We start from the raw sequence: 14,807 nt of genomic DNA, 5'->3' as shown, positions 1-14,807 counted from the left end.
ACGGTTAAGGCTGGGTTAGTTACCGGGCGCAAAATCGAGGCGGAAGCCGAACTCGGTCACCGGTTCGGTGGCCGCGGTGCCGACATCCAGCGCCGCCACGGTGCGAGCCCAGAAGATGAGTGCGGGGTCGGCCGCCTCCGGTCCCGTGCCGGTCACGAACACCTCGCGCAGAAGCGCCAGGTCGGCTTCGTCCACGTAAAGCGTGAAGGCGAGATTGCGGTTGAGCGAGGCCGGCGCGTAGCTGACGCGGTTGGCGATCTTGGCGCCCTTCTTCAGCGCCAGCGCGACGAAGCCGGTGGTACGCGTGCCGCCGCCCGCGGCGCTGGCATTCAGCGTCGCGGTGCCGCGAAGTTCCATGCGCTCGGTGCGGTCGCGGCCGTAGCCGACGGCAAGCGCCACGCCGGTGATGGCGATACGGTGCTCGGAGGCGACCGTTTCGGTCGCGCGCTTTCTCGGTGCGGGCTTTGCCGGCGGCTTCGGCGGGGGCCGCTTCTTGGGCTTGAACGCCACCCTCAGGCGCCCCCGCCCGCGGTGTGCAGCCACGCCTCGCCGCACGCCTTCGCCAATTCGCGGACGCGCAGGATGTAGCTCTGCCGCTCGGTCACCGCGACGACGCCGCGCGCATCGAGCAGGTTGAACGCGTGGCTTGCCTTGATGCACTGGTCGTAGGCCGGCAGGACCATCAGATGTCTTGCTTCCGTCCCGGTCGCGCCTGCGGCGCTCCTCGCCTCTTCTCCGGCGCGCTTGCCATCGTCGAGATACTTGCGGCACGCGCCTTCGGCCATCTTGAACTGCTCGAACAGCATCGCCGTGTCGGCGTATTCGAAATTGTGCCGCGAGTATTCCTGCTCGGCCTGGAGGAAGATGTCCCCGTAGGTGACCTTGTCGTTGTCGCCGCCGTTGAAGTTGAGGTCGTAGACGTTGTCGACGCCCTGCACGTACATCGCAAGGCGCTCGAGGCCGTAGGTCAGTTCACCCGACACGGGGACGCATTCCTGGCCCGCCACCTGCTGGAAGTAGGTGAACTGCGAGACCTCCATGCCGTCGCACCAGCATTCCCACCCGAGGCCCCAGGCTCCGAGCGTCGGGCTCTCCCAATCGTCCTCGACGAAGCGGACGTCGTGGAGCGCCATGTCGAGGCCGATCGCCTTGAGCGAAGCGAGGTAGAGCTCCTGCAGGTCGGGCGGCGACGGCTTTATGATCACCTGGAACTGATAGTAGTGCTGCAGGCGGTTGGGGTTCTCGCCGTAGCGCCCGTCTTTCGGGCGGCGCGAGGGCTGGACGTAGGCGGCGCGCCAGGGCTTGGGGCCGAGCGATCGCAGCGTGGTGGCGGGATGGAAAGTGCCGGCGCCCATCTCGACGTCGTAGGGCTGGAGGATGACGCAGCCTTGCGCCGCCCAGAATCGCTGGAGCGTCAGGATCAGGTCCTGAAAGGAACGGGTCGGCCGGAGATCGGTCGGCACCGTAGTTAACGCGGCTTGTTGTCGGCTGAGAGGTGGCGGGCGTAATCGCGCTGCTTCTCGTCGCGCTCCTTCACCAGCTTCTCATAAGCCTTTGCGGCTTCATCGGAAATCGTGATGCGCTTGACCGGCGGAGTCTTGCTGCGGCGGCTGGGCGCGCGTTTGTAACGCTCGTTTTCCTGGTCCAATGTGGCGGCTCCCCTGAACTGCGTGGGGGCGGATATAGCAGAACCGACCGGCTAGTGGAGGGGCAGAATAGCGCGGGCGCTCGCCGAGGCGCCGCTCGAGCCGGCGTTGGCGGCGACCTGCAGGGTGCCGCCGGAGTCCTGGAACAGCGGCAGATTGAGTTCCGCGCCGGCCTCGTAGCCATTGCCGCTGCCACTCTGGAAATATACGCCGGAAAGGGCGAGCCACGCCTGCGCCGCCCAATACAGCCGGAAACCGCCGCCTGCCCGATAGAGAATCTCCTCCGGCGATAGCGTCCATTCGAACCCGCCGCGAACGTATGGATGCAGCGTCAGAAGACGGGGAAAAGTCCGGAGCGCAAGTGAGTACGCGATCTCGTTTTCCGCGATGATTTTTGCGGCGGCCGAATGGGCGCCGGGGATGAGCGTCGCGGCGCTGTCGGTGTAGGACGCGCGCCACATCTCCTCGTACGAAACACCGAGGTGCGGGGTGAGACGCATCGCTCCGATCCAGGCCGAGCCGGACAGGTCGGCCGTCATCTTGAGGCGGTCCGAGGCGAAGGTGCCGGTGGCGGAGTCGACGGTGGCGGTGTTGTCGCCGCGCTCGTATTGCGCGCTGGCGCGGAGCGCGAGGCGGCCGCCAAGGGCGATGGCGGTGCGGACACCGACGCCATAGGCGGTGGTCCGCGTCACGGCGCCGTCGCCGTCGGCGGAGGAATAGCGCAATGTCGCGAACAGGCCGCCGCTGAGCGCGCCGCTCGCCGGCGCGTCGAACGACTGTGTGCCGGTGACGGTCCAGCCGCGCATGGCGTCGGCGCCGGTGTCGGTCATCTGGCGGTAGACGAGGCTCGTCTCTACGCCGGGCGACGGGCGCAGCTTCAGCGCCATGCCGTCGCCGTTCGCCATCATCGACGCGGCGCTTGCGGCCGGCGCGACCGAGGCCGTCGGCGCGGGATCGACCCATGGCATCGCCGCGGGCGGAGCGACCGGAGCGGGAGCGCCCCCCTGCCCCAGCTCGCGGCGGATGGCGGCGAGGCGGAGGCGGGCGTCGACGAGCTTGCCGGAAACCAGCGCGTCGGAGGGATCGACGGCGTAGAGCAGCTCGAGCGCGGTGACGCGGTTCTGGAACTGAGCTTCGCGGGTGACGAGGAAGTCGCGGCGGATGTCGGTGGCGATGGGCGATGTCGCGGTGGCGTCGTCGGCGGCGCCGAAGAGGCCGCCGGCGAGGAGGCGATCGACTCGCGCCGCGATGGCGGTGCCGTTGGGACCGGGATCCGGGTTGCCGGGGTCCGGATTGCCCGGGTCGGGGTTGCCGGGATCAGGGTTGCCGGGATCGGGATTTCCCGGGTCCGGATTTCCCGGGTCCGGATTGCCTGGATCGGGATTGCCGGGATCGGGATTGCCGGGATCGGGATTTCCGGGATCGGGGTTGCCCGGATCCGGGTTGCCGGGATCAGGCGGCGGCGCGGCGGTGCAGGTCACGGTCAGTGTCGCCGGGGCGATCGGCAGCGGCAGAAGCTGGCCGAGCGTGAGGGCGGTGACGAAGGCGTAGGTGCCGGTCGTCGGGATAGGGTAGTCGCCGCTATCCGCGCCGGTCCACGTCAGAATCTGGACCGAGGGAAGGCCGACGCGCAGCAAGGTGAACAGGCCGGCGTTGCCGGTGGTGGCGAAGCGGAGGCTATCGCCTGCGTCGAAGTCGCCACCCACATTGGCACCCAGCGCGACGATGCCGTTGAGGTCGAAGTCGCCGTTGTTGACGCTGGTGCAGCCCGTCGAGGCGAAGGCCGCCGGCGAGGCGAAGATTGCTGCCAGCGCTGCGGCGGCGCGCAATTCGTACAAGCCTCGGCGCGCGGACAAATGCGTTTCCTCGGTTTACCGATAGATATGCCATCGGTGTTTTTAACAGGATGCATTGGTATGGTTTCCGCAATCTTAACGGGAGGCGTGACCGGGATTGGCTTGCAACCCAGCGGAGTGCGACGGCCGCGTGAACGGCCACTCAGCCGATGAGGACGATCCGCCAACGATCCCGGCATCCCCGTGATGTCATGCCCGCGCAGGCGGGCATCCAGTACACGCTGCTGGTGCTGTGCTTACTGGGTCCCCGCCTTCGCGGGGACGACGAAGGAGGGCGTGCGATGCCAGTTTTTCGCCTCGCCCCTGAAAAAGAATCGTGAGGACGACGGACACCCTCCCCAAAACCGCGCCCTCCCGCAGGGGGAGGGCTCACGTGGAGCGCAAGTCGGGCACCTAGAGCCCGAAGCGGTTCCAGAGGAGGCGCTCCTCCACGATCGCGATGACGCGGTCGGCAATGGTCGAGATCAGGCTGGCGGACTCGTAGCTGCCGCTCATGCCGAGGCGGCGGCGGAGCCAGCCGGTCTTCTGCGTCGGGATGGCCAGCACGCGGACCCTGTCGCCGTATTTTTCGCGCAGCACCTGGCGGAGGTCGCCGACGCGATCGGCAAGGCCGAGCTCGACGGCGCGGGCGCCGGACCAGAAGGCGCCGGTGAAAAGATCGGGGTCGTCGATCAGTTGCGGGCGGCGGCTTTTCACCAGCGCGATGAAGCCCGCGTGGACGTCGGCCTGCATCGCCTTGAGGCGCGCGACGTCTTCTTCCTTCTCCGGACGGAAGGGATCGAGCATCGCCTTCGACTGGCCGGCGGTATGGACGCGGCGCTCGATGCCGAGCTTGTCGATCAGGCCGGTGAAGCCGAAGCCCGAGAACAGCACGCCGATCGAGCCGACGATGGAACTGGCGTCGACCACGATCTCGTCGCCGGCAGCGGCGATCATGTAGCCGCCGGAAGCGGCGACGTCCTCGACCGCGACGATGACCTTCTTGCCCTTCTCCTCGGCGAGCGCGCGGATGCGCTTGAAGATGAGATGTGACTGCACCGCGGCGCCGCCGGGCGAATTTATCAGCAGCGCGACGGCCGGGGCTTTCTTCACCGCGAAGGCTTTTGCCAGCGCCTGCTCGATGCCTGCGAGAGACAAGCCGCCTGAGCGCAGCCCCGACGAGGCGCCGATGGCGCCGCTCAGGCGCACGAGCGGGATGATCGGGGCGTCGTTCCGGAAGCGTTGCGGGATTAAATTGGCGAATATGGACATGGGTCACTCCCTTACGTCCGCCGCTATCTCAGCCAGAACGGATGGTCGTCGCCTGCCAGAGATAGTGCTGCCAACATTGCAGCGAAAGGCGCGATCGGGTTCGACGCTCGCGGCCTGCTGCCGGAAACTGACGGCCGTGCGGCCCAGGCTCGGTTCAACGGGAGATCCAAAATGAACCTCGCCTCAGTCAGACTTGTCACGAACAACGTCGACGGCCTTGCGTCCTTCTATTCCGTACTCACCGGAGTTCAGGCGACACGCCCAAGCCCGGAGTTCGCGGAATTTCGGTTCAGCGGCGCGGCGCTCGCCATATCGTCTGAGCGATTGGTCAAGCAGTTCAACGCCGGAGCGGCTGTTGCCGCCGCCAATCGTTCCGCGATGATCGAGTTCCAGGTCGATGACGTCGACGCGGTGCGGAGCAGGTTGGGGGACGCAACTATCGACTATGCCATGCCGCCGACTGACATGCCCTGGGGCAACCGCTCTATGTTGCTGCGTGATCCCGACGGCAACGTCGTCAATGTTTTCGCCCGGATGAAACGCGCTGCCTGATCGCCGACAATAGGGTTTCCGGCGCTCATAAGCTCCAGGAGGGATGCACGTCCGACAGGCTGGCGCCGTGGCGGAGCAGGCGTTCGGCTTCCGGCAGATAGGTGTTGCCGGTGTCGGTGTGAAGGGTGAGGCCCGGGAGGATGCGGCTTGGAGCGTTGCTGCCCTTCTCGGCGGCGACCAGGATGCGGCCGGCGGCGAGCGCGGCGCGCGGGTGGATCGGCAGGATCGCGACGGCGCCGAAGCGGCCGGCCAGCGCCGTGAGGATTTCGCCGAGGCCGTCGGCGCGGAAGATGATGACGATGTGGCCGCCGGGCTTCAGGGCCGAGGCGGCGGTGCGGACCCAGGCGTCGAGCGCGCCCTCCTCCAGCACGTGGGCGGCGCGGCGTTCGGCGTGCGGGGATTTCGTGCCGGCGTTCGGGTCGCGGAACGGCGGGTTCATCACGACGATATCGGCGAAGGCGCGGCCGAGGCCGGCGGCGATGCGTTCGGCTTCCGGAGCGGCGATGTCGGTGGCAACGATTGTCACGCGGGCGGCGAAGGCGGCGTTGCCGGGACGGGCCAGAGACTCGCGGGCGGCGGCGATGGCGGTGGCGTCGCGTTCGACCAGCGTCACCTCGGCGTGGGGGGCGCGGGCGGCGACGGCCATGCCGGCGATCCCTGCGCCCGCGCCGAGGTCGATCACGCTGCCGGCGAAATCCGACGGGACCGCGGCGGACAGCAGCATGGCCTCGAGGCCGGCGTGGTGGTGGCCTTCCGGCTGCAGCGCCTCGATACGCCCGCCGAGGAACGCATCGACGTGACGCGGCAGGTGGCCGCTCATTTCCTGGCCTTGGGCTTCTCCAGCTCGGCGCCGATGCCGGCGTCGGTGAGGACGCGGCGGGCCTGCGCGACGTCGTCGGCCGGGACCATGATGCGGCGGGGCAGCACGCCGAGGGAGCCCTCGATGATGCTCATGTTCTGGTCGGCGACCCACGGCTCGATGCCGGCGTCGCGAAGCAGCGCCTCGACGAAGGAGATGAGGACCAGATCGTTGGTGCGGAGGAGTTCTTCCATCCGGTGTTGGTACGATGTTGTGGGGGTGGTGGCAATTTTTCGGGTGCCGGCGAGGTCGGGAAGTCCTGGAGGATGAGAGACACCCCTCCCCAAACCGCGATGCGGTTTGGCCTCCCGCAAGGGGAGGGCTCAAGCGGATTTGTTGGCGCGTGGCGTTTCAACGGGGCGAACCCCTCCCCTTGCCGAAGGCGTTTTGGGGAGGGGTGTCTCTCCCGATCTACGGTGCTTGTCCCTTCGGTCCCGGGTCCCTAATCTCACGTCCAGAACAATCGTGGAGTGTGCTTCTTGGGCGTTGTGGTTCCACTCGAGGAAGGCAAGCGGAAGGCCGGGGCGAGCATTGAGCCGCTGGTCAGGCTGACGCGCGAGCCGATGGAGCGCGTCAACGAGATCATCCTCGCGCGCGCCGGGTCCAACGTCGAGCTCATCCCCGAGATTGCGCGGCACCTGATCGATAGCGGCGGCAAGCGGCTGCGGCCGATGCTGACCCTCGCGGCCGCCGGGATGTGCGGCTACGAGGGCGACGGCCGGGTGAAGCTCGCGGCGAGCGTCGAGTTCATGCACACCGCGACGCTGCTGCACGACGACGTGGTCGACGAAAGCGACCTCCGGCGCGGCAAGGCGGCGGCGCGCATGGTGTGGGGCAACCAGGCGAGCGTGCTGGTTGGCGACTTCCTGCTCGGGCAGGCGTTCAAGATGATGGTCGAGGTCGGCTCGCTCGACGCGCTGGAGATTCTGTCCAACGCCGCCTCGATCATCGCCGAGGGCGAGGTGATGCAGCTCGGCGCGGCCAAGAACACCGCCACGACCGAGGACGAATATCTGGCCGTGATCCAGGCCAAGACCGCGGCGCTTTTCTCCGCGGCAGCCGAGGTCGGGCCGGTGCTCGCCGGGCTCGGCCGGGCCGAGCGGGCGGCGTTCCGCTCATATGGCACCAACCTCGGGCTGGCGTTCCAGCTTGTCGACGATGCACTGGACTACGGCGGGTCGTCGTCGGACCTCGGCAAGCGCGTCGGCGACGATTTCCGCGAGGGCAAGATCACCCTGCCCGTCGTTCTCTCCTACCGCCGCGGCACCGATGCCGACCGGACGTTCTGGAAGAAGGCGCTGGAGAAGGGCGAGATCGGCGACGGCGACCTCGAGCGGGCGATCAAATTGATCCGCGGCAGCCGGGCGATCGACGACACAATCGAGCGGGCGCGGCATTTTGGCTCGGTGGCGCGGGATGCGCTCGCGCCCTTCCCCGATTCGGCACACAAGGCCGCGCTGCTCGAAGCCGTGGATTTCTGCATCGCCCGCGTCAGCTAGGGCTCGCGCGCGGCGCTTGCGACGGGCGCGTAAAATCGCCATCCTGCGGCTGTCTCTCGATTGTTTCTCGCGGAAGTTGGGAAGGTCCCCATGCGCATTTCGCACCGTTTCCGCCTCGTCCTCGCCGCAGCCGCCATCGCGCTGCCGGGCACGGCATTCGCCGCGCTGGGCGGCGGGATGCCGCCGACGTTCTCGGGCAGCTACCTCGCCGGGCGCAGCGCCGACCAGGCGCGCGACATCGGCGCGGCCGTCCACTTCTACAGCGACGCGCTGATCGCCGACCCGGACAATCCGGCGCTGACCGAGCGGCTGCTGCTGCTCAGCCTCGCCAACAACGATCTCGACCAAGCCTTCGCGCTGGCGTCGCGGCTGATCGGGGTCGATGAATCCAACCCGGCCGGGCGCCTGTCGCTGGCGGTCAAGGCGCTGAAGCAGGGCAAGAACGCGGACGCCGTCGACGTGATCAGGAAGATCGGGCCGGCGGAGCTCGCGACCATGACGTCCGGGCTGATCCAGGCGTGGGTGCAGTTCGGCGACGGCAAGGTCGATGACGCGGTGAAGACGGTCGCCAACCTCTCGGGGCCGGACTGGTACAAGATCTTCAAGGATTTCCACACGGCGCTGATCCTCGACGCGGCCGGCCGCACCAGCGAGGCGGCGGCTTCGATCAAGCAGGCGTACATCGACGACGCCTCGGCGTTGCGGATCGTGGTGGCCTATGCGCGCATCCTGTCGCGGAACGGCGAGCGCGACGAAGCGATCCGCGCGCTCAAGGCATTCGGCGGCGACACGCCGCGCCATCCGGAACTGCGCTACATCCTCGCCGACATCAAGGACGGCAAGTCGCTGCCGCCGCTGGTGACAAGCGTCAACTCCGGCGTCGCCGAGGCGCTTTACGGCCTCGGCTCCGCGATCGGCGTCGATGACGGCCCGGAACTGCCGGCAGCTTATCTGCGGCTCTCCGCCTACCTCGACGTCGGCGACTATCTTGCGGTCGAGGCCATCGGCGACATCTTCCAGTCGGTCAACCGCTGCGAGGATGCGATCAAGCTTTACGACCAGGTGCCGAAGACGGCGAACATCCGGCGCAACGCCGACATCCAGACGGGATCGTGCCTGGCGACGCTCGACAAGCCGGACGAAGGCGCGCGCGCGATCGAGCGCGTGGTCGCTGTCGACCCGGACGACATCGAGGCGTCGATCGAGCTCGGCAACATCTACCGCTCGAACAACCGCTTTGCCGACGCCGCTGACGCCTACACGCGCGGCATCAAGGCGGTCGGCACGCCGGAGAAGGCGGACTGGCGCATCTTTTATTATCGCGGCGTGGCGCTGGAGCGCTCCAAGCAGTGGCCGCAGGCGGAAGCCGACTTCAAGCAGGCGCTGGCGCTCAACCCCGACCAGCCGCAGGTGCTCAACTATCTCGGCTACTCGTGGGTCGACCGCGGCGAGAACCTCGACGAAGCGCTCGACATGATCAAGAAGGCGGTGTCGCTGTCGCCCAACGACGGCTACATCGTCGACAGCCTCGGCTGGGCCTATCACCGGCTGAAGCGCGACGGCGAGGCCGTCACGACGCTGGAGAACGCGATCGAGCTCAAGGGCGGCGACGCGACGATCAACGATCATCTCGGCGACGTCTACTGGTCGGTGGGGCGCAAGCGCGAGGCCTACTTCCAGTGGGCGCACGCGCGCGACTCCAGCCCCGAGAAGGAAGATCTGCCGAAAATTCTGCAGAAGCTCGAGCATGGGCTCGACAACGCATCGACGCTGTCGCCGATCTCGAGCGACGGCTCGATCAAGGTCGGCAAGGGCGAGAGCCTGTGGGCGATTGCACTGCGCGTGCTGGGCGACGGCGAACAGTACAATCGCCTCTACGAGGCCAACCGCCACCGCATCAACAACCCCGACATCATCTACCCCGGCATGACCCTGGACATGCCGGCGAGCGTTAACTGACGCTGCATTTGGACGCGCTCGCCAAGGCCATAGAAGACGCGATCAGCGAGGGGGCGCCCGGCAGCGAGCTGGCGTACGCCAAGATCAATCTGGCGCTGCACGTGCTTGGCCGGCGCACCGACGGCTACCATCAGATCGAGTCGCTGGTCGTGTTCGCCGACTATGCCGACATTGTCAGCACGCTGCCCTCCGACGACGGGCGCATGCATCTCAGCGTGCGCGGGCCGTTTGCCGCGAAGCTGAAGGAAGGAACGCCGCCGGCCGACAACCTCGCCATCCGCGCGGCGGCCGAACTGATGCGGGTCGCCGGCAGGCGCGCCCCGCCGCCGGCGTGGGTTACGCTGGTGAAGCGCATCCCCGTCGCGGCCGGGCTCGGCGGCGGCTCGGCCGACGCCGCGGCGACTATCCGTCTGCTGGCGCGCGAATGGAACCTCGGCATGAGCGAGGCCGACATGCAGCGCATCTGCCTGAGGCTCGGCGCCGACGTCGCCATGTGCCTCGCCTCGCGGCCGCTGGTGGCGCGCGGTATCGGCGAGCAGCTCACCCAGATGACCGGCATGCCGGCGCTGCCGATCGTCATCGCGCACCCGGGCGTCGCGGTCTCGACGCGCGACGTTTTCAACGCGCTCGCCGCGGCCGAACGGACACCGATGCCGCCGATGCCGGCGAAATTCACCTCGCTGCTCGAGGTGATCTTCTGGCTGCGGCAGGCGCGGAACGATCTCGCCGAGCCGGCGGCGGCGGTGAACAAGGCGGCAGCCTCGGCGGCCAAGGCCATCATGCGCGATCCGGACTGCCTGTTCGCACGCATGTCGGGCTCAGGCGCGGCGGCGTTCGGCATATTCGTGACGCTCGATGCGGCGGAGCGGGCGGCGGTGAGGCTGCGGGACGCGCGACCGAACTGGTTTGTTACGGCGGCGATGACGCTGGCGTCGTAGCGGTGGGGGCCAGCGACGTGGTGCCGCATACCCGCAAACGTCATCCTTCGGCGGCGCGAAGCCCCTACCGGAGGACCAGCTTCAGCAGGGCGATCGTTGCGGCTGGTCCTGCGGTCGATGCCTCCGGCCTCGCCGAAGGATGACAGGGGTTGGGAGGCTGCCTTCGCGGGGACGACATAGGTGGTAGAATGAAAGCCATGAACGACGCCCCTGCCCCCAAGCCTTTCGTGCCCGTCCGCTTCGCGGTGCTGGCGGTCTCAGACTCGCGCACGCTCGCCGACGACCGGTCGGGCGCGACGCTCGCCGAACGCATCACGGCGGCCGGGCATATCCTTGCCGACCGGGCGCTCACCACCGACGATGCGGCGAAGATCCGCAAGCAGGTGAAGAAGTGGCTGAAGGACAAGGATGTCGACGTCATCCTGACCACCGGCGGCACCGGCTTTACCGGCCGCGACGTGACGCCGGAGGCGATCGAGCCGCTGTTCGAGAAGCGGATGGATGGGTTCGAGGCGATCTTCCACAGGATCAGCTACGACAAGATCGGCACGTCGACGATCCAGTCGCGGGCGACGGCGGGGCTGGCCAAGGGCAAATTCGTTTTCGTGCTGCCCGGCTCTACCGGCGCCTGCAAGGACGCCTGGGACGGCATCCTGGTCCGCCAGTTCGACTACCGGCAGGAGCCGTGCAACTTCGTCGAGATCATGCCGCGCCTCGACGAGCACCTGAAACGGACGAAGGTGCGGAAAGCGGCGAAGAAGACGAAGTAGCCGCGAGGTACGCCGTCTTCGCGATCAGGCGGCCTTCGCCCTTCGAGACCAGCGCGCGGATCCTGCCCCACCAGCCCTGAGCCACGCCGCCGCCGCGAATGTGCGCGACGCGCGACTGCGCGCGGCCCGTGACCAGCGCTTGATCGATGAACGCCATCGCCTGCCCCTGCCAGCCCGGCGCGAGGCTCGCAAGCGGCGACAGGAACAGCAGCCAGTCGCCACGCGCGCCTTCGGCCGCGATATGGCGCGGATCGCCCGCCACTTTGGCGGCTTCGATGATGGTGCAGCCGGCGGTATCGGCGACGATCAGCGTGCCGTCGCTTGAACCGTGGTCGATCACCACCACCTGACGGACGACGCCCTCGGTCGCGGCCGGCACCAGCGCAGCCAGCGTGCGGGCCAGGCCGACCTCGTCGTTCCGTGTTTCGATGATCGCGGTGATCATGGCCGCCGATATAGGCCGGGCAAGGCCCGATGGGAAATCACGGGCATTTGTTCTTGCTTTGTTCCCGTCCGGCTGATAGGAATACATTCATGGAGACGCACAAGATCAGCGACTATCTGGAGCCCGGCGACGACTCGGTCGGCGTCCGCGTCGACCCCGACCGCATCCGCGGGCGGGGCGCGGAAAGCAACCGGTCCGGCCGTTTCGAGCCGCAGTCGCGGCACCTGGTCGATGACGGCTGGAACTCGCTCGACATCCTGCCGCCGTTCAAGACGGAGGTGCAGGAGGAGACGCCGCGCAAGATCATCACGCGGAACGAGTCTCCCGACATTTCCTTCGACCGGTCGATCAACCCGTATCGCGGCTGCGAGCACGGCTGCACCTACTGCTTCGCGCGGCCGACGCATGCCTACATGGGCCTGTCGCCGGCGCTCGATTTCGAAACAAAGCTGTTCGCCAAGCCGGGCGCGGCGAAGCTGCTCGAAAAAGAGCTGGCGGCGCCGGGCTACGAGGTGCGCACCATGGCGATCGGCACCAACACCGATCCCTATCAGCCGATCGAGCGGCGCTACCGCATCATGCGCGAAATTCTCGAGGTGCTCGACGCCACCAATCATCCGGTCGGCATCGTGACGAAATCGGCGCTGGTGACGCGCGACATCGACATTCTCTCGCGCATGGCATCGCGCGGGCTGGTCAAGGTGGCGCTGTCGGTGACCACGCTCGACCGCAGATTGGCGCGGGCGATGGAGCCGCGCGCGGCGACGCCGGACCGGCGGCTGGAGACGCTGCGGCTCTTATCGCAGGCTGGCGTGCCGACGACGATCATGGTGGCGCCGGTCATCCCGGCGCTCAACGAGCCGGAGATGGAACGCATCCTTGAAGCCGGCAAGGAGGCCGGCGTGAAGGAAGCCGGCTACGTGCTGCTCCGCCTGCCGCTCGAGGTGAAGGACGTGTTCAAGGAATTTCTCGAGCGGGAATATCCCGACCGGGCCAAGCACGTCATGACCATCATCAAGCAGATGCGCGGCGGCAAGGAATACGACGCCAAGTGGGGCGAGCGCATGACCGGCGCCGGGCCGTACGCCTGGCAGATCGGGCGGCGCTTCGAGATGACGGCCAAGCGGCTCGGGCTCAACGCGGAGAAGCGGCGGCTCAGGACGGATCTGTTTGTGCCGCCGGTTTTGGCCGGGGATCAGTTGGATTTGTTCGGGCGGGCGGCGGCTTAGAACGCGGGTGTTGCCTGCAGTGGGGAGGAGAGACACCCCTCCCCAAAACCGCTTTGCGGTTTTGGCCCTCCCACAAGGGGAGGGCTCAAGCGGAGTGCGGTTGCGCAACAGGGATGAACCCTCCCCTTGTGGGAGGGTCAAAACGCCGGAGGCGTTTTGGGGGGTGTCTCAACGAGCACGACGAGCGTTTGTCACCTCTCCCTCAGGGAGAGGTGAATCATTGGCGGCGGCGGATTGCGCTTTCTTGGGCCTGCCCGGCCGTGGCATCTTCGCGGAAATATCCGCGGAGCCCAGTCGTGTCCCTCGCCATCCTGCTGTCCGCCGCGATTGCCGGCGGCACCTACACCATCATCCCCGGGCCGGCGTTTCTGGCACTGCTCGGCATCGGCGCCAGCCGCGGGCGCCAGGCCGCCGCGGGGTTTCTGGTCGGGCATTTTGCCGGCGACGTGCTGTGGGCCTCGCTGTCGCTCGCCGCGATCATCGGCGCGCACTCGGTCGGGCGGACGTTCTTCGACGCGCTCGGCATCGTCTGCGGCCTTTATCTCTGCTGGCTCGGGTTCACGTCGCTGCGTGCCAAGCGCGATGCTGCGGGCAAGCTGGTCGCCGAGCCGAAGCGGCCGCTGCTCCGCGGGCTGGCGTTCGGGCTGACCAATCCGAAGGGATATCCGGTGGCTATCGCGATGTTTACGGCGCTCCTGTCGGGCTCGGCCGAGACACTGACCTGGGCGGCGTTTCCCGGGTTGCTGGCAGCGGCGTGCGTCGGGTTCGTTCTGGCCGACGTTCTGGTGGTGCTGTTCGTCGGCGCGGGGTGGGTACGGCGGCTCTATGCGCGCTACGACATCTGGATCGCGCGCGCGTCGGGGCTGATTTTCATCGGCTTCGGGCTGCACGCGATCTACGAGGCTACCCCCGGTATCCTCGGGCGGCGGAGCTGACGCTTGCGCGAGGAAGATGCGGCGGCCACGCTCGCTGCCATGGCCAAGGATAGTGATTCGCCTCCCGCTCCGCCGCCGGAGCCGCCCTCCGACCGCTTCGAGCGGCGGGCACGGCGGAAGGGTGCGCGGCTGGTTGCCGGTGTCGACGAGGCGGGACGTGGGCCGCTCGCCGGGCCGGTGGTCACGGCGGCGGTGGTTTTCACGCGCGGCTATCCCGACGGGCTCGACGATTCCAAGCGGCTGACGGCGCTGCAGCGGCAGGCGTTGTTCGAGCTGATCCTCGCGAAAGGCACTGTGTCGATCGCCATCGCCAGCCGGGCTCGGATCGACCGGATGAACATCCTGCGCGCCTCGTTATGGGCGATGAGCCGGGCGATCGGCGGGCTGTCGTGCGGCGTCGATCACGTGCTGGTCGATGGCAACATGCTGCCGCCCGACCTGCCCTGCCGGGCCGAGGCGATCGTCGACGGCGACGCGCTGTCAGTGTCGATCGCGGCGGCCTCGATCGTCGCCAAGGTGACGCGCGACCGCCTGATGGCGAACGTCGGCCGGGCGTACCCGAACTACGGTTTCGAGCGGCACATGGGCTATTCGACGCCGGAGCATTTCGAGGCGCTGCGCGAGCACGGACCGTGCGCCCAGCACCGGCAGAGTTTTGCGCCGGTGCGCGAGCAGCAACTGGTGCTGGGGCTCTAGGCGCGGTAGCGCCGCACTCGCCTTCGGCAATCACACTCGCTCAATCGTCATCACCCGGCTTGACCGGGTGATCCATGCCATTACTGCGAAGCATCGCTTAACGCCGAGAGTGGCTGCGGCGGGACGGCGTGGGGATGGCCGGGTCACGCCCGGCCATGACGGAGAGAGGGAG

16 protein-coding genes are annotated in these 14,807 nt (G+C 67.9%); 8 read left to right on the top strand and 8 right to left on the bottom strand.

Features of this window, described 5'->3' with window-relative positions:
• Positions 1-15 precede the first annotated feature (15 nt).
• The 5 genes from WDM94_06420 to WDM94_06400 form a co-directional block, all read right to left on the bottom strand.
• Positions 16-510: a hypothetical protein gene (locus WDM94_06420; GenBank protein MEJ0012259.1), complete on the bottom strand. Its 495-nt coding sequence runs from the start codon at positions 508-510 to the stop codon at positions 16-18.
• Positions 511-512: 2 nt separating this feature from the next.
• Entirely contained in the window at positions 513-1,463 is a 951-nt protein-coding gene (locus tag WDM94_06415) for a glycine--tRNA ligase subunit alpha (protein MEJ0012258.1), read from the bottom strand.
• 5 nt (positions 1,464-1,468) lie between these two features.
• Positions 1,469-1,648 (bottom strand): hypothetical protein, encoded by a 180-nt coding sequence (locus WDM94_06410; protein ID MEJ0012257.1) that lies wholly within the window; start codon positions 1,646-1,648, stop codon positions 1,469-1,471.
• 51 nt (positions 1,649-1,699) lie between these two features.
• Positions 1,700-3,475 carry an autotransporter domain-containing protein gene (locus tag WDM94_06405; protein ID MEJ0012256.1) on the bottom strand — a complete coding sequence of 592 codons (1,776 nt, stop codon included), beginning with the start codon at positions 3,473-3,475 and terminating at the stop codon, positions 1,700-1,702.
• 420 nt (positions 3,476-3,895) lie between these two features.
• Positions 3,896-4,753: a S49 family peptidase gene (locus WDM94_06400; GenBank protein ID MEJ0012255.1), complete on the bottom strand. Its 858-nt coding sequence runs from the start codon at positions 4,751-4,753 to the stop codon at positions 3,896-3,898.
• A gap of 171 nt (positions 4,754-4,924) precedes the next feature.
• Between WDM94_06400 and WDM94_06395 the strand changes: the two genes are divergently transcribed.
• Positions 4,925-5,305, top strand: coding sequence for a VOC family protein (locus WDM94_06395; protein ID MEJ0012254.1), 381 nt, complete (start codon positions 4,925-4,927; stop codon positions 5,303-5,305).
• A gap of 25 nt (positions 5,306-5,330) precedes the next feature.
• Here the strand turns inward: WDM94_06395 and WDM94_06390 are convergent, their stop codons facing one another.
• Both WDM94_06390 and WDM94_06385 read right to left on the bottom strand, forming a co-directional pair.
• Positions 5,331-6,125 (bottom strand): methyltransferase, encoded by a 795-nt coding sequence (locus WDM94_06390; GenBank protein MEJ0012253.1) that lies wholly within the window; start codon positions 6,123-6,125, stop codon positions 5,331-5,333.
• A complete protein-coding gene (locus WDM94_06385; protein MEJ0012252.1) occupies positions 6,122-6,358 on the bottom strand; it encodes a DUF2007 domain-containing protein in 237 nt (78 codons plus the stop codon). Before WDM94_06385 ends, WDM94_06390 begins: the two co-directional genes overlap by 4 nt.
• A gap of 285 nt (positions 6,359-6,643) precedes the next feature.
• Between WDM94_06385 and WDM94_06380 the strand changes: the two genes are divergently transcribed.
• From WDM94_06380 to moaB, 4 genes are all read left to right on the top strand, one after another.
• Positions 6,644-7,663, top strand: coding sequence for a polyprenyl synthetase family protein (locus WDM94_06380; protein MEJ0012251.1), 1,020 nt, complete (start codon positions 6,644-6,646; stop codon positions 7,661-7,663).
• 90 nt (positions 7,664-7,753) lie between these two features.
• The gene (locus tag WDM94_06375) at positions 7,754-9,622 is read left to right on the top strand and encodes a tetratricopeptide repeat protein (GenBank protein ID MEJ0012250.1); all 1,869 of its coding nucleotides are present in this window, start codon (positions 7,754-7,756) and stop codon (positions 9,620-9,622) included.
• An 8-nt stretch (positions 9,623-9,630) separates the two neighbouring features.
• Complete coding sequence (locus WDM94_06370; GenBank protein ID MEJ0012249.1) at positions 9,631-10,560, top strand: 4-(cytidine 5'-diphospho)-2-C-methyl-D-erythritol kinase; 930 nt, start codon at positions 9,631-9,633, stop codon at positions 10,558-10,560.
• 197 nt (positions 10,561-10,757) lie between these two features.
• Complete coding sequence (moaB, locus tag WDM94_06365) at positions 10,758-11,330, top strand: molybdenum cofactor biosynthesis protein B (protein ID MEJ0012248.1); 573 nt, start codon at positions 10,758-10,760, stop codon at positions 11,328-11,330.
• Here moaB and WDM94_06360 read toward each other — a convergent pair.
• A complete protein-coding gene (locus WDM94_06360) occupies positions 11,263-11,775 on the bottom strand; it encodes a glycosyltransferase (GenBank protein MEJ0012247.1) in 513 nt (170 codons plus the stop codon). The two genes, moaB and WDM94_06360, sit on opposite strands and share 68 nt — an antisense overlap.
• Positions 11,776-11,864: 89 nt before the next feature.
• On the opposite strand from WDM94_06360, the gene WDM94_06355 reads away from it, so the two are divergent.
• From WDM94_06355 to WDM94_06345, 3 genes are all read left to right on the top strand, one after another.
• Positions 11,865-13,004 carry a PA0069 family radical SAM protein gene (locus WDM94_06355; GenBank protein ID MEJ0012246.1) on the top strand — a complete coding sequence of 380 codons (1,140 nt, stop codon included), beginning with the start codon at positions 11,865-11,867 and terminating at the stop codon, positions 13,002-13,004.
• 296 nt (positions 13,005-13,300) lie between these two features.
• Complete coding sequence (locus tag WDM94_06350) at positions 13,301-13,939, top strand: LysE family translocator (GenBank protein MEJ0012245.1); 639 nt, start codon at positions 13,301-13,303, stop codon at positions 13,937-13,939.
• Between the two features lie 39 nt (positions 13,940-13,978).
• Positions 13,979-14,635, top strand: a complete 657-nt coding sequence (locus WDM94_06345) for a ribonuclease HII (GenBank protein MEJ0012244.1) — start codon at positions 13,979-13,981, stop codon at positions 14,633-14,635.
• The last annotated feature ends 172 nt before the right edge of the window (positions 14,636-14,807 follow it).

Origin of the sequence: Bauldia sp., from assembly GCA_037200845.1 — a bacterium.
Taxonomy (GTDB): Bacteria; Pseudomonadota; Alphaproteobacteria; order Rhizobiales; family Kaistiaceae; genus DASZQY01.
The sequence above is the reverse complement of the archived record's forward strand: the minus strand, read 5'-3'. Positions and strand labels throughout refer to the sequence as shown.